This window comes from Emticicia sp. GW821-FHT11C11 (genome assembly GCF_058808615.1).
On sequence record NZ_JBXARV010000001.1, the window covers coordinates 478,181 to 495,968 of the forward strand.

The 17,788-nt window shown below is 40.5% G+C and carries 14 protein-coding genes; 6 read left to right on the plus strand and 8 right to left on the minus strand.

Going from position 1 to position 17,788, the window contains the following annotated elements:
• Positions 1–10: 10 nt before the first annotated feature.
• Positions 11–1,264, minus strand: a complete 1,254-nt coding sequence (locus tag AC1RRY_RS01925) for a hypothetical protein (protein ID WP_492818522.1) — start codon at positions 1,262–1,264, stop codon at positions 11–13.
• Positions 1,265–1,387: 123 nt separating this feature from the next.
• Positions 1,388–2,506, minus strand: coding sequence for an AI-2E family transporter (locus AC1RRY_RS01930; RefSeq protein WP_492818520.1), 1,119 nt, complete (start codon positions 2,504–2,506; stop codon positions 1,388–1,390).
• A 236-nt stretch (positions 2,507–2,742) separates the two neighbouring features.
• Between AC1RRY_RS01930 and AC1RRY_RS01935 the strand changes: the two genes are divergently transcribed.
• Positions 2,743–4,038 (plus strand): DUF5690 family protein, encoded by a 1,296-nt coding sequence (locus AC1RRY_RS01935; protein WP_492818518.1) that lies wholly within the window; start codon positions 2,743–2,745, stop codon positions 4,036–4,038.
• A 74-nt stretch (positions 4,039–4,112) separates the two neighbouring features.
• Here the strand turns inward: AC1RRY_RS01935 and AC1RRY_RS01940 are convergent, their stop codons facing one another.
• The 3 genes from AC1RRY_RS01940 to AC1RRY_RS01950 all read right to left on the minus strand — a co-directional run bounded on the left by AC1RRY_RS01940 (position 4,113) and on the right by AC1RRY_RS01950 (position 6,626).
• A complete protein-coding gene (locus AC1RRY_RS01940) occupies positions 4,113–4,595 on the minus strand; it encodes a DUF4494 domain-containing protein (RefSeq protein WP_492818516.1) in 483 nt (160 codons plus the stop codon).
• Positions 4,596–4,742: 147 nt separating this feature from the next.
• On the minus strand, positions 4,743–5,885 hold the full coding sequence (locus tag AC1RRY_RS01945; protein ID WP_492818514.1) for a TIGR03364 family FAD-dependent oxidoreductase: 1,143 nt from the start codon (positions 5,883–5,885) through the stop codon (positions 4,743–4,745).
• On the minus strand, positions 5,886–6,626 hold the full coding sequence (locus AC1RRY_RS01950; protein ID WP_492818512.1) for an HAD hydrolase-like protein: 741 nt from the start codon (positions 6,624–6,626) through the stop codon (positions 5,886–5,888).
• Positions 6,627–7,085: 459 nt separating this feature from the next.
• Between AC1RRY_RS01950 and AC1RRY_RS01955 the strand changes: the two genes are divergently transcribed.
• Positions 7,086–7,571 (plus strand): YMGG-like glycine zipper-containing protein, encoded by a 486-nt coding sequence (locus AC1RRY_RS01955; RefSeq protein ID WP_492818510.1) that lies wholly within the window; start codon positions 7,086–7,088, stop codon positions 7,569–7,571.
• Positions 7,572–7,628: 57 nt separating this feature from the next.
• Here AC1RRY_RS01955 and AC1RRY_RS01960 read toward each other — a convergent pair whose 3' ends face one another.
• Complete coding sequence (locus AC1RRY_RS01960; RefSeq protein WP_492818508.1) at positions 7,629–8,426, minus strand: protein-glutamine glutaminase family protein; 798 nt, start codon at positions 8,424–8,426, stop codon at positions 7,629–7,631.
• A gap of 456 nt (positions 8,427–8,882) precedes the next feature.
• Here AC1RRY_RS01960 and AC1RRY_RS01965 point away from each other — a divergent pair, with 456 nt between their 5' ends.
• From AC1RRY_RS01965 to AC1RRY_RS01980, 4 genes are all read left to right on the plus strand, one after another.
• Positions 8,883–12,086, plus strand: a complete 3,204-nt coding sequence (locus AC1RRY_RS01965; protein ID WP_492818506.1) for a SusC/RagA family TonB-linked outer membrane protein — start codon at positions 8,883–8,885, stop codon at positions 12,084–12,086.
• A gap of 63 nt (positions 12,087–12,149) precedes the next feature.
• Positions 12,150–13,742 (plus strand): SusD/RagB family nutrient-binding outer membrane lipoprotein, encoded by a 1,593-nt coding sequence (locus AC1RRY_RS01970; RefSeq protein ID WP_492818504.1) that lies wholly within the window; start codon positions 12,150–12,152, stop codon positions 13,740–13,742.
• 82 nt (positions 13,743–13,824) lie between these two features.
• Positions 13,825–14,391, plus strand: coding sequence for a phosphonate degradation HD-domain oxygenase (locus AC1RRY_RS01975; protein ID WP_492818502.1), 567 nt, complete (start codon positions 13,825–13,827; stop codon positions 14,389–14,391).
• A gap of 86 nt (positions 14,392–14,477) precedes the next feature.
• Positions 14,478–15,545 (plus strand): alkaline phosphatase family protein, encoded by a 1,068-nt coding sequence (locus tag AC1RRY_RS01980; RefSeq protein ID WP_492818500.1) that lies wholly within the window; start codon positions 14,478–14,480, stop codon positions 15,543–15,545.
• A 97-nt stretch (positions 15,546–15,642) separates the two neighbouring features.
• Here AC1RRY_RS01980 and AC1RRY_RS01985 read toward each other — a convergent pair whose 3' ends face one another.
• Both AC1RRY_RS01985 and AC1RRY_RS01990 read right to left on the minus strand, forming a co-directional pair.
• Positions 15,643–16,827: a glycosyltransferase family protein gene (locus tag AC1RRY_RS01985; protein WP_492818498.1), complete on the minus strand. Its 1,185-nt coding sequence runs from the start codon at positions 16,825–16,827 to the stop codon at positions 15,643–15,645.
• Entirely contained in the window at positions 16,824–17,657 is an 834-nt protein-coding gene (locus tag AC1RRY_RS01990) for a UDP-2,3-diacylglucosamine diphosphatase (protein WP_492818496.1), read from the minus strand. Before AC1RRY_RS01990 ends, AC1RRY_RS01985 begins: the two co-directional genes overlap by 4 nt.
• Between the last annotated feature and the right edge of the window lie 131 nt (positions 17,658–17,788).

Below are 17,788 nucleotides of genomic sequence, written 5' to 3' on the forward strand. Positions count from 1 at the left end.
TAACATTTGTTTAAAACATTAGGCCGGCACTATAACTGAAATACTGAAAACCAGCTTGCTTAGCTAAGATTGGTGAGAAATTAGCTTGCAGCATAAGATTTACTTTGCGTATAGGTACAAGGCCACCAAATTCAAAAAGCATGGGGAACCCATCTTCAACTTTGAGGCTATTGGCTTTTTGCGAAGTGTATGTCATTGCCCAACCCATATATGGTCGAAAATATCCTTTTAATCCGGCATATCTGAGCCCGAGCGCGATAGATGTTAATTGCCGGCTTACAGGATATGAAACCTTGCCATTGCTTCCGGTAAAGTCGTAATTAGCCTGATGTAGTCCTACTTTGTAAAAAAGATTGCGGTTTTTTCCATAAGTAGGAATCAGCGCAAAAATATTATAAGTCAGTGTTTTTGAGGCATTTATTTTTCGTCCCTCAATATTATAGTAATCTTTCAATGGCATTACATCTCCAATAGTTATGCCTATATATATCTTACCTAGCTTATTCTTTTTGTAGGTAACTTCCGATTCTTCCGGATAGTCTTCATTGTATTTTGCCAATAATTTAATGAGATCATCTGCTTCATATTTTATTTCTTGCAGGGCTTTCCTGTCTTGCAAAGATCTCCTTAAGGAGTTTTTTGTATAAAACTCTTCAGTTGTCATTACATACATCAGCGTATCAACATAACTTTTTCTTTCCATGTATGTACCTCTGAAAAGCGGAACTTTATTATAGACACCATTTTGTACAAAATAACCATAGTTAAAAGTGCTATCAGCTATAAATTCGTGGTAAATAGGAGGGAGTTCGTGTATTTTTCCGGCTCTTTCTACATAGAATTTGTCTATTTCATCAAATGAAATCAGCTTATAAAGATTAATCTTTCCTCTTACCAGTAATTGCAAATAAAGACTATCATTACGGGGTTTGGCGTTTTTATCCTTTTCAAGGAAATGGCGATTAATCATAAATGAGAAATCTGTAAGCGTTTTATTGATCTTAAAGGCAGAAATATTGACGTGCCTTGATAAATAAGTGTTGTTGTTCACAATGTACCCTTTAATTTTATCCGGGGTGACTACAACTGCTTTTTCTCCCTGATTCTTTTTGTAAGATATTTCTTTGTTCGATGTGAAGTTAGACAGCAATACTTGTAAAGTATCACCTTGCAGGTTTATAATTTGTGCAGGGGTGTAAATTTCCTGAGCAAAAAGTTGAATCGTTAAAATACAGGCAATTGAGGTTAGTATAAGTGTTCTCATTATGATAGCGTAGCACAGCTTTTAGGTTTTTACTGCACAAATATAAAGATATTCGTATATAGGTGTTAATTGTACGAGTATCTTATTTTGCCAGGTACTGAAAAGCGGCGCTTGTGGCCTCACTCACTTATCTTTCGTCTTTGTCTTCTTTTCCAGCCCCTTAAAATTGAAAACTACTTTACCTACCCGTGGTTGGTTATCGCCTATCAGGAAGCCGAACGGTTTCAGGTCGTCTATTCTATCGAAAATCACTTTCAGAATGGCTGTCAATGGTATAGAGAGAAACATGCCTGCTACACCCCATAAAGCCCCACCGATAAGTACAACCATAATAGAAATAAGCGCATTTATTTTTACTTTGCTGGCTACAACTCGGGGTACAATCAGGTTATTGTCTATAAACTGCACAACCGAAAACAACAGAATGACCCATAGTATATAAGACGGCTCTTTGTTCGTAAGCGCCATAGTAATAGGAAAAACCATGGCTATCATGTTGCCAATGTAAGGTATCAGGTTTAGCAGTGCAGCGATGATTCCCATCAGAACGGCATACTGTATACCCAGAATTAATAAGCCTACCGAGATAAGAGTAGACACTATAACGGCTTCTATCAACAGGCCTATCAGATAACTCTGAATCAGCGCTTTGGTTTCAAAAAGCACTTCTTCAACGATTCGTTTCTTAGCATTCTGAAAAAGCATGGCAATGAATTCGAGCAGTAACGGCTTATAGAAAAGAATCAGAAAAATATAAACGGGTAACAACACAAACAATGCAAGTACATTGCCCATAGCACCCAATGTTTTGGTCACAACCACTGTGCCGTTTTTCAATCCTTCGTTTTTTAAATTCCCCCACAACTCCTGAATTCGGGTTTTGCTCAGACCAAATGTTTGCGAAATCCAGTTGACAGCATCTTGTGTAAATCCGTCGAATTTCTCTTTAAACTGTGGAAAGGAATCACTGAACATAACCAGCTGTGAACCTATGAAGAACATAACCCCGGCTATGAGAATAAAACCGGCCAGAATAGCAAGACTGATGGATACTATTCTGTTAATGTTTTTGCCGCATAAAAAATTAACAATCGGGTTAAGCACAATAGCTGTAACAATAGCTAGTATGAAAGGGATTATAATATTTTGCCCCACATACAGTATAAAAAAGAAGGCTAGTATACCCATAACGATTTGGGCCAGCTTAAGGTAAACAGGTAATTTTATAGAGCTGATATCCATTTTTGTAATTGTTAATGTGTATTGAAGTTAGTTAGTACTTATACTTAAAGGTAAAAACTTCAGCCAGTTGATTTAGCGTGTTGATAGATGAGAATATAGGGCAAGATAACTGGTTGTGGGGATTGCTACGTATAGGGTATGAGGAATTAATTCTACAGTGGTGTTATTTAATATTGACGTAACGCTGAGTTTACATTGGGTATCGAACTTACAGGTTCATTTAAGAGAGGTAACCTGTGAAGAAAATCCTGGAAAAATCTGAATTGTTGCTCATAGTCTGGTGTATCATTGCTGCCTTTGGTACCTATTTTTGCATGTACGCCTTCCGTAAGCCTTTTACAACCGGACTTTATGAAAATTATGAGCTGTGGGGTATGGGCTATAAAAGTATTCTGATTATAGCGCAGGTATTTGGCTATATGCTGTCTAAGATTATCGGAATAAAGGTAATTGCCGAACTGAAAGCAAAAAGCCGCATAGGGTTGATTATCGGCCTGATAGCCTTTGCAGAAATAGCCCTACTGGCATTTGGATTTGTGGCTTTCCCTTATAATTTTCTTTTCCTGTTTCTGAACGGCTTGCCGTTGGGAATGGTTTGGGGAGTGATTTTCAGTTATCTGGAAGGCCGGAAACTGACGGAGTTTCTGGCGCTGGGGTTAAGCCTGAATCTGGTGATGACATCCGGTGTATTGAAGACCATATATCTTTATCTGCAGGAAACCTTCAGTCTTGACGAGTTTCAGTTACCTTATATAATCGGGCTTGTTTTTCTGCCGTTTTTCTTGTTTTTTGTCTGGATGCTGGCACAGATACCACCGCCTAATGAAGAAGATCTGAAGCTTCGCAACAAGCGCGTTGCCATGACAAACGATGATAAAAACAGAATTGTAAAAGAATTTGGAATAGGGTTATTCTGCTTTGTAGGTATGTATCTGCTGATGGCTACGATGCGCGATTTCCGGGATAATTTTGCCGTAGAAGTATGGCGGGAGATTGAACCTGGATTTAGCAAGATTATCTTCTCGCAAATAGAAACCACCATAGGGTTAGTGGTAGTGAGCCTGATAGCGTTGATAGCCTTTATACGCAATAACTTTCGCTCTTACCTGACTTTTACATTAATGATGATGATAGCCGTGATTGCCTGCGGAGGTAGTACGTGGGCGTTTCAGCAACAGTTAATTTCGGCAAAATTGTGGATGCTGAGTTTAGGAATCGGATTGTTTCTGCCCTATCTGCTCATACAGACCGTTGTTTTCGAGCGTCTGATAGCCTTGTTCAAAGCACGGGGCAATGTAGGCTTTCTTGTATATATCTGCGATGCCATCGGCTATCTGGGTAGTGTGTCACTTTTGCTCTATCGCGAGTTTTTCCTGAAACAGATTTCGTTCGTAAATGTGCTCATCACTTTCAGCTATATTATTTCATTCGTATCGTTTGTTTTACTAGTTATACAACTCATTTATTTTACGAACAAGCATTTAAACGGTAGGCTCTGGTGGAAGTTATCTCCTGAATCAGAAATGGTGTAAGACTAAGAGCCGGTAATAAAAATGGTCCTTTCAGTTAGCAGAAAGGACCATTTTACTTTATGCAAGAATCAGAATCAATTGACTGATAGCTCTGCCACCGGTTTGAAATTGCCGTTTTTAAGCTTTTCATCAACTTCATCATAAGGTATTACCTCCAGAATGTTGGTCAGGTTGATATCGGTAATCTGGTAATCTTCCACACTACCGAGCCTTTCAGAAATCAGATTGTAGGCATCTGAGGGATTGGCCGCGTTGATAAGCATATTAAACGGTGTACGTTTTTCCTTTTGTGTTTTTTCATCAAAACTCATAAAGTTTACTTTTACCTTAAACCAGGTTTCGGCACCGTCTTCCACGAAGAAAACCTCCTGGAATTTCCGGCGGGCAAGCCCTGACAAATGGAATTCGGGTACATTGGCTGCTACAGAGGCGTAGATTCTGGCTTCGGCATCGGTATAAGACACGGCATCTACTAAATATACTTCGGTCACTTTCACAGTTTTGTCTTTTTCGTCTACAATCTGATAACGAATCTTTCCTTGATACCAAGCTGACATATTCTAAATGGATTATTAATGAATGGAAATTTTTGAGCTGCAAAATTAAGAGGGGCGTTCAAAAGAAAGGTATAAACCGGAGAATTAAATTATAAACTTTAGCAGGAGGAGTTTTAAACGTGGCACATAAATACATGCCACGCCGGATTATAGAAGCGACGCAATTGTATTTTCGGCGTAGCCGGCACTGGTAGTCATACCTTTACCACCGATACCGGTGCGGATATGGATATTGGGGCTTACCTCATATTCAAAAATATCGTTGGGGTGTTGGGCGTAAAACCCGGCCCAGGCACGAGCGATTTTCCGTACCGGAAAACTCATAATACGCTCGGCTTCTTTCAGCATAAGCTCGTTGATATGGTTTTTGGTATCAAAGCCGAGTTCATCGGTGCGGCCAACGGGCGCATATTCATGCGAGTCACCGATGATAATGGAACCGTCAACGGCTTGTTTGAACAAAATATGGATACCCCATTTTTTCAGTTCAGCATAATGCTCAGGAGTGGTTATGTTGCTGAATGAAGGGCATTGCTCAAAAGACTCATAGCGGCGGATAGACAGACCTGTAAGGATATTGCCTTTGATTGAAACGTTGGTCATGGGTACGGTCTGCAGCATTTGTAATTTACTGACGATCATGCCGCTTTGCGCGTATATCTCCGGAAAAAGCAGATTAAATACATATCCACTACAGATAATGGCTTTATCGACCATGTATTGTTTGTTTCCGCTTGTAGTTAGGGTCACACTGCCCGATTGTTCCGTACAATCAATCACACTGGTGTTGGTAAGATACGTAACCTGTAGTTGCTCCTGTAAGTATTGCAGAACTTTATAAATAAGAAGATTTGGCTCTACGCTTACTTCGTTGGGATAATAGATAGCTCCGCGTACGTAGTCCTGCTTAAGCTCCGGATATAAATCCAGACATTGTCTTTTCGATAGTAGCGTACATTCATACCCCCAGCCTTGATGAATAGCATACAACTCATTGGCCAATTGCCATTCGGTGTCGTCTGAAGCAATGTAGATGGTTCCGTTTTTTCTGACAGATATATCGAACTGGCTTTGGATATCCTTATATATCTCAAGGCTCCTGCGGCCATAATCAAACCATTTGCCGGCAGAACCTGATGGTACCGCCTGCCCGAAATTACGGACAGTAGAGCTGACCGGAAAGTTATCTTTTTCTATGATAAGTACCTTTTTGCCTTTTTTAGCGGCGTGGTAAGCATGAAATGCTCCCATAATGCCCCCGCCTACAATTGCTATATCGAAATTTTTCATTTATGCTTCATTGAGAACACCCAGATTGATAATGATGTCTTTTAGATCTTTCAGAGAATCCAGCAGGCCGTCGTTGCGTAAAAAGGTTAATTGTTCCCGGGTATGTGTGCCATTTACTACGCCCAAAGATAAACGGCAGCCCGCCCGCACACCAGACTTCAGGTCGGAAGGCGTATCGCCAATATTGATAACATCATAAGAATCGACTACGCCCGTAAGTTTCATAGCCTTTTGTATCATATAAGGCTCAGGGCGTCCTTTCGGTACTTCATCGCTGGCAATGGATACATCAATTACAGATTTACCTGATGTATTCACATAATTATATTCCAGCCCGTCAAGCCAGCCTAATTTATCAAGAATAATATTGGTAACTACTCGATAGAAACCAGTAGTGAGTGCTATTTTTATATTGTTCTTACGTAAGAAATCAAATATTTCCAGACAACCCTCGGTAGGAAGAACCTCGTGCTTGCGATAGTGTTCTTCCAGAATCATCCGGAAGTAGTCATAGGAATAAATTACGTTTTCGTCATATTCGGGGTGGTCTTTACCTGTTTTTTCTTCCCAAAGCATTTTGAAAACCTCAATTTTTGAGTAGCCCTGCAAGGCCAGGATTCGTTCAGCCGAAACATTCAGTCCAACGTATTCACATGCTTTGGCAAAGCAGGTTTCCACTTCTTTTTTGTCCTGAACCGTTGTGCCGGCCATATCGAAAACGACTAGTTTGATTGGATACATAAGCTATTGTTTTTTGACAAAAGTAAACGACTGTTTTTGATTAAACATATTATGTTTTTGTTAAGGCCATCCACTTTATAGCTGGTGTTAATCAATCAAAAATACACCTTTTTACATCTACTTAGTAAGTGGTTATGTCTTCTGAATATTCTCTTTTGGAAATGTATCTGAAAAAGGTAATGGATATAAAAGGGATTTTCCGGGGAATATTTTCCTCATAAATAACCTGCTGTTACACAACAGTCCTCATGAATTTTGGGATTTAAATAGTGTAAAAAATAGTTTAATTTGCTTATTATCAGCATTTTACTATCGTTTTTCTTTGTTTTAAGCAAATCAGAAGTTTATTCAGGTCTTACATTTTTCTATTAAATGTATGAAATGGTAACTTGACAGGGGCATATATTAAGCCTTCACTCAGTAGTATTGTCAAAAGTACCACTACTAAACATAACAATTATGAAAAATGTATTAATCGGTATCTCACTCGTATGCATTACGATGAGTTGTAATAACAGTGCAGACACTAAGGAAAAAGTAGAGGCGGCCAGACAGGCAGCCATTGATTCGGTAAACCGGGTAGTAGAGTTGGAGCGTGTAAAACAAGCAGCTATTGATTCGATGAATCTGGTTCGGGAAGAAGAATTAAAAGCCGAGGCTGAAAGAGTTGCCAGAACAAAGAATAAAAGAGTATACAGTTATGCTTCAGATGCCAGCCAATCGGGAGAGTATGTTCCGGTTTCACAAACTCCGGCCAAGAAGAAAATGAGTAACGCGGCTAAAGGCGCCTTAATTGGAGCCGGTGTTGGTGCCCTTACAGGCGTAGCGATTGCTAAAGATAAAAAAGGTAAAGGAGCACTGATTGGTGCTGGAGTAGGCGCTGGCGCCGGAGCTTTGACAGGTGTTATAGTAGATAAACAGAAAAAGAAAAAACAACCGCAATAAAGAAGAGAGATTATATATGGATAGGGCATGGGTGATTACCCATGCCCTATTTTTTTGTCAGGTAAGGTCATTTATTAGTCCCGACCACTTTTCTACATTATCTTCAAAAACGCCACGATAATAGTTAATCAGATCATGGTGTTTTTCCTGAAACTCAGGAGTCATTCTTTTATTAAAACTCTTGTCTCTGAACACACATTCGAAATTGTTGATGCTGCCAATCAGATATTTGTAATCGGTAATAAGTTTTGCATCTGCTTTATTTTCGATCGCCCTTTTAATAACTTCCTCATACATGAGCAGGGCGGTTTCGTTAGCCGCCAGTCCTTTTTCGAACCACTTGTTTTCTAAACAAACCCCTTCTAAAGGGTAAAAATCACCATTGAACAGATTTTTGTAGGGATTTTTGGGTGAAGGGCTTGAGTAAAACAAAAATTTATCGGCCTCTTCAATAACACACTGGTATTGGGTTGTGTTCAGATGCGACAACCACTCGGTTCTGCTTAAGGGAGTGCTCTCCGAAAAGTTAAAATCAAAAATCAACTCCTGATTCTCCCATTCTACCAAAGGAGCTACATGATACCCCCAACGTATATACTCCTGAGGTGCTATGCGGTTGGGGTCGGGAATAAGAAATGCTGCATTCGAATTTTCTGAGTAACGGCATGAAGCAAAAACCCATATTTTTTTGTGTTTGATCTGGTGTCTTTTAAGTATTAATGATCCTAAATGCGCATTGCTATGACAATTGCCCTGAAGATATCGGTAAGATGGGTACAGATAATGCTTTATTTCATTAAATACGGTAAGTATTTCGGACTGAATAAATTGTTTTGTCTGAATTGCAGTCAACATTTTCGTGAGTTGATTAGAATTCAAAACTACGAGTATGCAGATAATTAAAGCAGATTGCCATGTTATGTTTTGGTAAAGGATTTGTAAGCCAGAAGTTAAAGAACCACTGTACATATAACGTATATATTAAAGCAGTAATGCGGCATTAGTTTCATGACCTGGAAGAAGAATAAGATGTACCCTAAGAGCCCTATTGCACCACAGAGTTGTGATATTTTCTGATACCCCGGGCATGAGTAAAAATGACTACTTCTTAAAAAGCTGCATTTTTTTCATGTTTTTCTACAAAAAACTATCTGGAAACGGTAGTTTTTTCTTTCGACTTAACAATAGCTTAATTGGCGCGTAATATTCACGGAATTTTATAAATGTACTTTTGCACCCTGAAAACCTGCTGGAATTTTAAATACAAAATCTAAACGATTAACACTTTTTTCACGTCAAAAACAAAAGTATATGAAAAAAAATCTCCTATTATGCATGGTGGTTCTTGTGGCTAGCCTGTTTATGAGTAGGGCAACTTATGCGCAAACTACAGTAAGTGGGAAAGTATCTTCAGCCAATGGCGAGGGTATTCCCGGCGTAAGTGTTTTAGTAAAAGGATCTAATCAGGGTACTAATTCTGATGCAGCCGGAAATTTCAGATTAGGCAATGTAAAAACGAACGCCGTACTGGTGTTTTCAGCAATCGGTTATTTAACGGAAGAGCGTACCGTTGGTAATCAGACAGTGTTAAACGTAACACTAAACGAGGATACTAAAGCCTTGAACGAGGTAGTAGTAACAGCCTTAGGTATTAAAAAAGACATCCGTCGTATCGGGGTGGCCATTCAGTCTCTTGATGGAGCCGCTACAGTAAAAGCCCGCGAGCCTAATGCCATCAATGCGTTAGCAGGTAAAGTGGCCGGTTTGACAATCGGTGCACAACCAGAATTATTGCGCAAACCGAACATCTCGTTGCGTGGTAACACCGAAATCCTGTTTGTAGTAGACGGTGTACCTATTAACTCAGACACCTGGAACATCAGCCCTGACGACATTGAAACTTATTCGGTTCTGAAAGGAGCTTCTGCTTCGGCACTATATGGTTTCCGTGGTAAAAATGGCGCTATCCTGATTACTACCAAACGTGGTTCGAAAGACAAACGTGGTTTCTCGGTTGAAGTAAACTCTTCGACTATGCTTGATAAAGGTTTCTATGCTATTCCTGAAACACAAGACTTGTATGGCCCTGGTGACCACGGTCGTTATGCTTTTGGTGATGGTAAAGGTGGTGGATTGAATGACGGTGACTATGATGGTGGTTGGGGACCTAAATTTGAAGGGCAATCGATTCCTCAATATGATAGCCCGGTTGACCCGGTAACAGGTGTAAGACAAGGAACTCCGTGGGTTGCCCGTGGTAAAGATAACTTAAAACGTTTCTTACAAACAGGTATTCTTTCTACTAATAACGTTTCAGTTTCGGCGACCGGAGAAAAATATAACTTACGTTTCTCAGCTTCACAAATTTCACAACGTGGTATTGTACCTAACACGAAATTGAATATCTCCAATTTCAATATAGCGGCTGACTACAAATTCTCTGACAAACTTTCGTTCACATCGAACCTACAGTATAACAGACAGTATACGCCGAATATCCCTGATATTAACTATGGCCCTAACTCAATCATCTATAACATGACTCTTTGGGCAGGTGCTGACTGGGATGTTGACGATATGCGTAACTACTGGCAACCGGGTAAGGAAGGTATTCAACAGATTTATGCTGAGTATCAACGTTACAACAACCCTTATTTCATGAGCTATGAGTGGTTGAGAGGTCACCAAAAATCTGATATCATCGGTCAGGCGGCTTTGACTTATAAATTCACTGATTATTTGGAAGCAACACTTCGCTCACAAATAACTACCTGGAATTTATTACGTACCGAAAAAATGCCTTATTCTGCCGGTTCATATGGCCGTGAAGAACGTCGTGGTGACTACCGTGAAGACCGCAGAAACTTGTTTGAAAATAACACAGACGTCTTGATTAAATTTGATAAAGATATTGTACGTGGCTTAAATGCAAAAGTCTGGGCAGGTGGTAATATCCGTACTTTTGAATACAGTTCACAATTCGGTTCTACCGATTATCTGAACGTACCGGGCTTGTATAACTTCAGCAACTCGGCTAATCCGGTTCGTACCTCTAACTTTAACTCGGCCATGCGTGTAAATTCAGCTTACTATTCAGCTGACTTTACTATCAAAAATTTTGTAACTATCGGAACTACAGGCCGTGTTGATAAATTGTCAACTTTACCGGCAGGTAACAATACTTTCTTCTATCCGTCGGTATCGGCTTCAACAGTTTTGTCTGACTATATCACGCTTCCGTCAGTTATCTCGTTCTTCAAGTTGAGAGGTTCGTATGCTAACGTGAAAGACGGTTTGACCCGCTCAACTATCGGTACTACTCCAAGTTTAGGAGACGGCAACCCGTTAGGTTACGGTGATCAGTATTATTCTCCTTATGATGGTCCGGCTTATAGCAACTCGGCGGTTTATTCTACACCATTTGCTTATAACAACCAACCATCAGCCTATTTCACAGGAACACTAAATAACCCTGGTTTGAACCCAAGCTCGACTTCACAATCAGAGGTTGGTCTTGATTTCAGAATATTGAAAAACCGTATCGGTCTTGATGTAACCTACTTTGTTTCAGACGAAGGTCCAAGAATTTTCTCTTTACCTATCTCTTCAACCACAGGTTATACTGCAGCGTTGGTGAACGGTATCAAAACACAGAAAAAAGGATGGGAAGTTGCCTTGACAGGTTCTCCGCTTAAAAACCCGGATGGCTTGAACTGGGACGTGGTTGCAAACTACTCTACTTACCAGGAGAGACTAACAGAAATTTATCCGGGTGTTGAGAGCCTGAATACTTTCTTCAAAGTTGGTGACCGTTTAGATAAATTCTATGGTTCGGCATTTGTCAGAACTCCGGAAGGACAAATCATCAACGATGCTTCAGGTCGTCCGATTACTTCTCCTGTTGCACAGTTCTTAGGTTATATCAATCCTAAATTTGTGTTTGGTATCAACAACAAATTCAGCTATAAAAACATCAACCTGAGCTTCCAGTTCGATGGTCGTATCGGTGGAGTAATCTCTAACTACATCCAACGTCAGACCTACCGTGGTGGTCGTCATATTGGTATCGTAGAAGGTGCTATGGGTATTGCCCGTGAGCAGGATTACCTGGGTGTGAAAGCGTATCTTGGTGAAGGTGTGGTTGTATCGAACAATGTACCTATTCAGTTTAATGCAGATGGTAAAGTTACCAACTATGCAGAATTGCAATATAAAGCGAACGATACCAAACAGTTTGTGCAAGACTACGTAAGCCGTTTCTACAATACAGATGAAGGTAACCTGATGAGCCGCTCATTTGGTATGCTACGCGAGGTTGTGATTGGCTATACACTACCTGAAAGATGGTTCGGTAAAGCTATCAAAAATGCTTCGGTGTCATTAGTGGGTAGAAACCTATTGTATTTTGCTGAAAAGAAAGACATCGATTTGAACCAGTATATCAACGACGGTGGCTCAGGTTTGCAAACACCATCTACCAGAAGATACGGTATCAACCTGAACTTTACTTTCTAATTCAATTTGTTGCTCAACTGTTTGAGCCTTGTTTCAACATCATTCAGATAAAAATATTTAAAAATGAAAATACATCAATTATTCGCGGGAGTTTTCGCTGCATTGGCTATTACGCTTAGCGGTTGCGAAAAATCGTTTGAAGAGCTTGAAAAAGATCCGAACCGTCCGGTAAATGTACCTGCTTCATTGGTATTACAAGGAGTTGAAGCTGATATCCTTAATGCAATTGGTACGCCATTCAGTGACGAAATGCGTTGGAGCCAGTTCTACTGCTCTAACTACAACTACTACGCTACTAACGAGTATAACTGGACAGCGACACCTAATAACTACAATACTTTGAAAAACGTAGTTAAAATGGAAGAAGAAGCTAAACGTGCCGGTTTGGCAGAGGTAAACGGTTATACCGCACTGGGTAAGTTTTTCCGTGCATTTTACTTTGATGAAATGGCAAAACGCGTAGGTGATTTACCTATGGCAGAAGCATTGAAAGGTATAGGTAATACTACGCCTAAGTATGACACGCAAAAAGCAGCGTACGTTCAGATATTGAAATGGCTGGACGAAGCTAATGATAACATGGCCACTTTAATTGCACAAGGCCAGACAGTACCAGGTGATTTCTACTTTGGTGGTGACCTTCGTAAATGGCAGAAAACAGTAAATGTTTTCAAATTGAGAGTATTGATTCTGTTGAGCAAAAAAGACACAGACGCTGAATTGAACGTAAAAGCTCGTTTTGCTGAAGTGTTGGGTAACCCTACAAAGTATCCTTTGTTTGCAGGTATGGAAGATAACCTGGAGTTTAAATACAACCAGTTCAACAAATATCCGTCGAATCCTGATAACTTTGGTTTTGATGCTACTCGTCAGAACATGGCAAAAACTTATGTAGGTTTGCTATCAGGTATGAATGACCCACGTGTAATGGTTACCTGTGAACCGGCCGGTGCAGAATTGAAAGCAGGTAAATTGCCTTCAGATTACACGGCATTCGTGGGTGCAAGTTCAGCAGAAGACCTGGCAGACATGAGTGATAAAGCCGGAAGAAACAACGGTGCTGGTTTTGCTCCTGGTTTGTATTCGTTCCAGAACCGCTACCGTTACTACCGCAATTACACGGCAGAAAATACGTTCATCGTAGGGTATCCTGAAATGTGTTTCAACATTGCTGAAGCTATTCACAGAGGCTGGGCAACAGGTGACGGTGAAGGCTGGTATAAAAAAGGTATTCAGGCATCAATGAACTTCTACGGAATTGTGAATGGTGCTAATACCATGACTTACTCAAAAACAGGCGGTAGAGAAGCAGCCGATTTAGCTAACTACACAGTTAACTTTAACTTTGATACTTATTATAGCCAGGACAAAGTGAAATATGATGGTAAAACTGCCAAAGGTCTGGAGCAGATTATAGATCAGAAATACGCTGCGTTCTTCATGAACTCAGGTATGGAGGCTTATTTTAACTGGAGACGTACAGGCTTCCCTAAATTTGAAACCGGTGTGGGTAATGGTAACTCAAACCGTATTGCGATTCGCTGGCAATATCCGGTATCGGAGCGTAATACCAATACCAAAAATTACACTGATGCCATCAACAGCCAGTATGGCGGCAAGGATGATATCAACGATGCCGTTTGGATTATGAAGTAATCTTAAATAAGATAGCTTAGTTAAAAAGTAGCGGAACTACCATGTTCCGCTACTTTTTATTGAACCCTAAACATCAATTTGAATGAAAGATATTAGCAAAGTAATTGATGAGATCCGGGAAATATTCCTGTCGCAGGGAGATGAAGAATATTATGGCGAACCCGTAAGCCAGTTTGAACACGCAGCTCAGGCGGCTATACTGGCCGAAAAATCGGGCTTTGATGATGAAGTACAGATTGCCGCTTTTCTGCATGATATAGGGCATCTGTTGCCTGCGGAATCGGAAGCTGAACTGATGGCTGTTTATGGCAGGAAAGATCATGAAGGCGTAGCGGCAGACTGGCTGAGAGAACGTGGCTTCTCAGAAAAAATAGCCGTTCTGGTCGAAAACCACGTAAATGCCAAGCGATATTTGTGCTACGCGATTCCGGCGTATTATAACAATCTTTCTGATGCCAGCAGGCAGACGCTTGAGTTTCAGGGAGGAAAAATGGAGAAAGACGAAGCTGAGGCTTTTGAGAAAAATCCGCATTTTGAGGTAATCATACGCATGAGAAGATGGGACGAGGCGGCTAAGGTAGAAAATCAGCCCTTGCCAACCCTTGAACATTTTCTGAAAATCTGTGAAAACTATCTGAATAGTAATTAAACAACCAAAACAAGTATACAAAAGGTCTGGTTGTTATATTGTTCAGTATATCTGTCCACTTAATATTATAAAAACATCTATCTACTATGAAGAAAATACTCTTGTTTCTTTTATTGGCCGTGGAGACGTTTGCTCAGAACAAAACGGAGAATGTATTTATTATTACTACCGACGGGTTTCGCTGGCAGGAGCTTTTCGGTGGCATGGACTCATCTTTGTTAAATAAAAAGGAGTTCACAAGAAACCGCGACCGGCTAAAAAGTACTTTCGGCTCTGATACGCTCGAAGAAAGAAGAAAGAAATTATTGCCTTTTTTCTGGAATACCATTGCTAAAGAAGGCCAGTTATATGGCAACCGCTGGCATAACAGCAAAGTAAACGTAATGAATCCTTACTGGTTTTCGTATCCGGGTTATAACGAAATTCTGACCGGATATGCCGACGATAAGGTGAATTCGAACAACAAGAAACTCAACGAAAATGTTACGGTGCTTGAATTCCTGAACCAGCAAAAAGGCTTTAATGGAAAAGTGGCCGCTTATTCTACCTGGGATGTGTTTCCGTATATTATCAACGAACCGAGAAGTGGTATTCCGGTGAATTCAGGTAAAGAGCAGGTTAGAGGTGAAATCAACGAGAAAGAACAGTTACTGAATGAGATACTGTCGAACTACGAAAGCCTGGCCAGCGACCGCCACGATTTTATTACGTATTTTATGGCAAAAGAATATATCAAAAAGAATAGCCCGAAGGTCTTCTTTTTGTCGTTTGATGAAACCGATGAGTTTGCACACGAAGCCAAGTATGACGAATATCTTTTTGCCGCGAATACGGTCGATAAATTTATAGGAGACTTGTGGAAGTATTGCCAGAGTACCCCTCAGTATAAAGATAAAACGACTTTTATTATTACAACTGACCACGGCAGAGGCGACAAAAACAAATCGCAATGGACCAGCCACGGTCAACGTGTTTCTGACTGCTACCAGATATGGTTTGCTGTAATAGGGCCAGATACCCCAGCCCTGGGCGAGATTAAAGCAGAAGGACAATATTTTCAGAACCAGATAGCCAAAACGGCTGCTCGTTTCTTAGGTTTCGATTTCCAGAACGGAAAGGAGATAGGTAAGGAAATAAAACCAGTGATGAAGTAATACAAAACTATCCGCAGGTAAATCATACATGAAAAGACGAGCAATCGCTCGTCTTTTCTTTTAAGTATGTGATATGGAGTTTTGGCAAAAGGTGTTTTTAATTTCTTGTAAGCGGTGCAACCACAGCTAAGGCAAAGCGCTTGATAAACTGAGGTACCACTTCCCAGCGGCGTGTGTTTCGCCATTGAATGGCAGGTTTGTGTGTAAGGCTTTCTACTTCACGCAGGAAAGTGAAAGAACCCCGGCTATGCCATGCCTGAAATTCGGTGCTTATATCTTTGTGTGTTGGCAGATAATCAACAAATGCACTTAAGTTGAAGCTAGTGCCTGTAATACCGGCACCGGCTCTTTGGGCATCGGCAGCATTGCAGGCTTGTTCATAGTGTTTAGGTACGGGAATCATGAATGTAGGTTTTCCTAAATACATGGCTTCGCATACCGATTCAAATCCTGCCGTAGTAACCAGACCACGGCAATGTTGCATCATGTCAAGGAATTTCCTGCCGTTAATTTTATGAAAATGCAGGTTGGGTGAATAGTGGAAAGTGTCGTTATAGTTAGGATTATCCCAGAAACAATGGATGGCAGTATCAGGGTTTTTATCATGCCATTCCATTAATTGTTCTGCCAGCGAATATTGGGTTACGTAAGCCAGCAGAAAATTATGGTTTTCGGTTTTAAGACCTGAAATTTCTGTACGCAATAACGGAGGAATAATGGCGATTTTCTGCGCTTCGTGGTTCGCAAAGCTGGTAAACGAAAGCGCCAGCTTTTTAGAGGCTCCAAGGGCTGTAATGCGCGTATTGGTGTTAACCAATAGCTTATCTAACCAATGATTTGCAGGATGTTTAAAATCCGGATGAAGCAGCAAGTATTGGTGTGCAATACAAACCATGGGTATTCTGGAGCGGAACAGCAACTGGTGGATTCCGCCCAGAACATCATAAAAATTAATGATTATATCGGGATTCAGATCTTCTACAAGCGAATGAATTTTTCTAAGACTGCTTAAATAAGCAGGTAGTTTCAAAAAGGCATTGCTGATGGTCTTTGGAATATCCAGCGCCTTGGTTTTAGTATTATACGCTAAATAGGGGCTTGAGAAAGGGAAAATCCGGTTTTTGAAGTTTTCAGTAAAGAAAGTGGGGATCTCGTTACCCGTAGCAGTGCCGACCAATGCGCCCGCAACAGTGTGGCCATTGTTTTCAAGTATTTCTGTCAGCGAAATGGCTTGTGTCAGATGCCCGCGGCCTTCTCCCTGTACTATTAGCAAAAACCTCATAATGCAGCTGCGATTCGTGGTAAAACAAATCTTTCGTCTTTGGTTACTTCAATATCTTCATTAGGCTCTTCTTTCGACTGGCAGTCGCTTACAGAATAGTATACAAGGCTCCAGTTACCGTCAAAATCTTCTACCAGCGCCGACATGGTTTCTACCCAGTCGCCCGAATTAAGATACATGATACCATCTATTTCTCTGATAGCAGGTTGGTGTATATGGCCGCAGATGATTCCGTCACAATTTTTGGCTCTGGCTAGTTCGGCCAGTTTTTCTTCAAAGTCGGTCACATAATTGACAGCCAGTTTAACCGCCTGTTTAACCTGCTGAGATAGCGAATAATAGGGCAGTCCTCTCCACTCGCGGTATTTGTTGTAATTTTTATTAAGCCAGAGCAGGAAAGTATAGCCCAGGTCTCCCAGATGTGCCAACCATTTCATGTTGGTAGTGATGCTGTCAAAAACATCGCCATGGGTTACATAAAACTTTTTGTCGCCCGATTTCAGAATATAGTCTCTCCGTATCTGAAATTGCCGGCCAACTACCAATGGGAGAATCTGATCCAGAAAGTCATCATGATTACCGCGCAGATAAATTACTTTGGTATCATGTTTATCCATCTTTTTTAGCACAACTCTAAAAAAAGCAGTATGTTTTTTCTTCCAGTTACCGTATTTTTTCAACTGCCAGCCGTCAATAATATCGCCATTAAGAATCAGGCGTTCGCAGCGGTATTGTTTTAAAAACTCGGTTACCTCTTTAGCTTTACAACCACTTGTTCCTAAGTGGAGGTCAGAAAGCACGATTGTACGAAAATGTTTACCCTTGTTCATGTTCACAAATTTCTGAAACAATTGTAAACTCTTGATTAAGAGGATGTTACCATAATGTAAAGAAAAAAATAAAGCAGAAGAAAAATTCCTCTGCTAATCTTCAATCAATTAACCTAAACAAACTATATTAC

Bases quoted from the DNA above. Each gene is read 5' to 3' on its own strand.
- AC1RRY_RS01985 (WP_492818498.1), bottom strand. From the start codon at position 16,827: ATGAGGTTTTTGCTAATAGTACAGGGAGAAGGCCGCGGGCATCTGACA.
- AC1RRY_RS01950 (WP_492818512.1), bottom strand. From the start codon at position 6,626: ATGTATCCAATCAAACTAGTCGTTTTCGATATGGCCGGCACAACGGTT.
- AC1RRY_RS01970 (WP_492818504.1), top strand. From the start codon at position 12,150: ATGAAAATACATCAATTATTCGCGGGAGTTTTCGCTGCATTGGCTATT.
- AC1RRY_RS01965 (WP_492818506.1), top strand. From the start codon at position 8,883: ATGAAAAAAAATCTCCTATTATGCATGGTGGTTCTTGTGGCTAGCCTG.
- AC1RRY_RS01990 (WP_492818496.1), bottom strand. From the start codon at position 17,657: ATGAACAAGGGTAAACATTTTCGTACAATCGTGCTTTCTGACCTCCAC.
- AC1RRY_RS01975 (WP_492818502.1), top strand. From the start codon at position 13,825: ATGAAAGATATTAGCAAAGTAATTGATGAGATCCGGGAAATATTCCTG.
- AC1RRY_RS01980 (WP_492818500.1), top strand. From the start codon at position 14,478: ATGAAGAAAATACTCTTGTTTCTTTTATTGGCCGTGGAGACGTTTGCT.
- AC1RRY_RS01940 (WP_492818516.1), bottom strand. From the start codon at position 4,595: ATGTCAGCTTGGTATCAAGGAAAGATTCGTTATCAGATTGTAGACGAA.
- AC1RRY_RS01960 (WP_492818508.1), bottom strand. From the start codon at position 8,426: ATGTTGACTGCAATTCAGACAAAACAATTTATTCAGTCCGAAATACTT.
- AC1RRY_RS01925 (WP_492818522.1), bottom strand. From the start codon at position 1,264: ATGAGAACACTTATACTAACCTCAATTGCCTGTATTTTAACGATTCAA.
- AC1RRY_RS01945 (WP_492818514.1), bottom strand. From the start codon at position 5,885: ATGAAAAATTTCGATATAGCAATTGTAGGCGGGGGCATTATGGGAGCA.
- AC1RRY_RS01930 (WP_492818520.1), bottom strand. From the start codon at position 2,506: ATGGATATCAGCTCTATAAAATTACCTGTTTACCTTAAGCTGGCCCAA.
- AC1RRY_RS01955 (WP_492818510.1), top strand. From the start codon at position 7,086: ATGAAAAATGTATTAATCGGTATCTCACTCGTATGCATTACGATGAGT.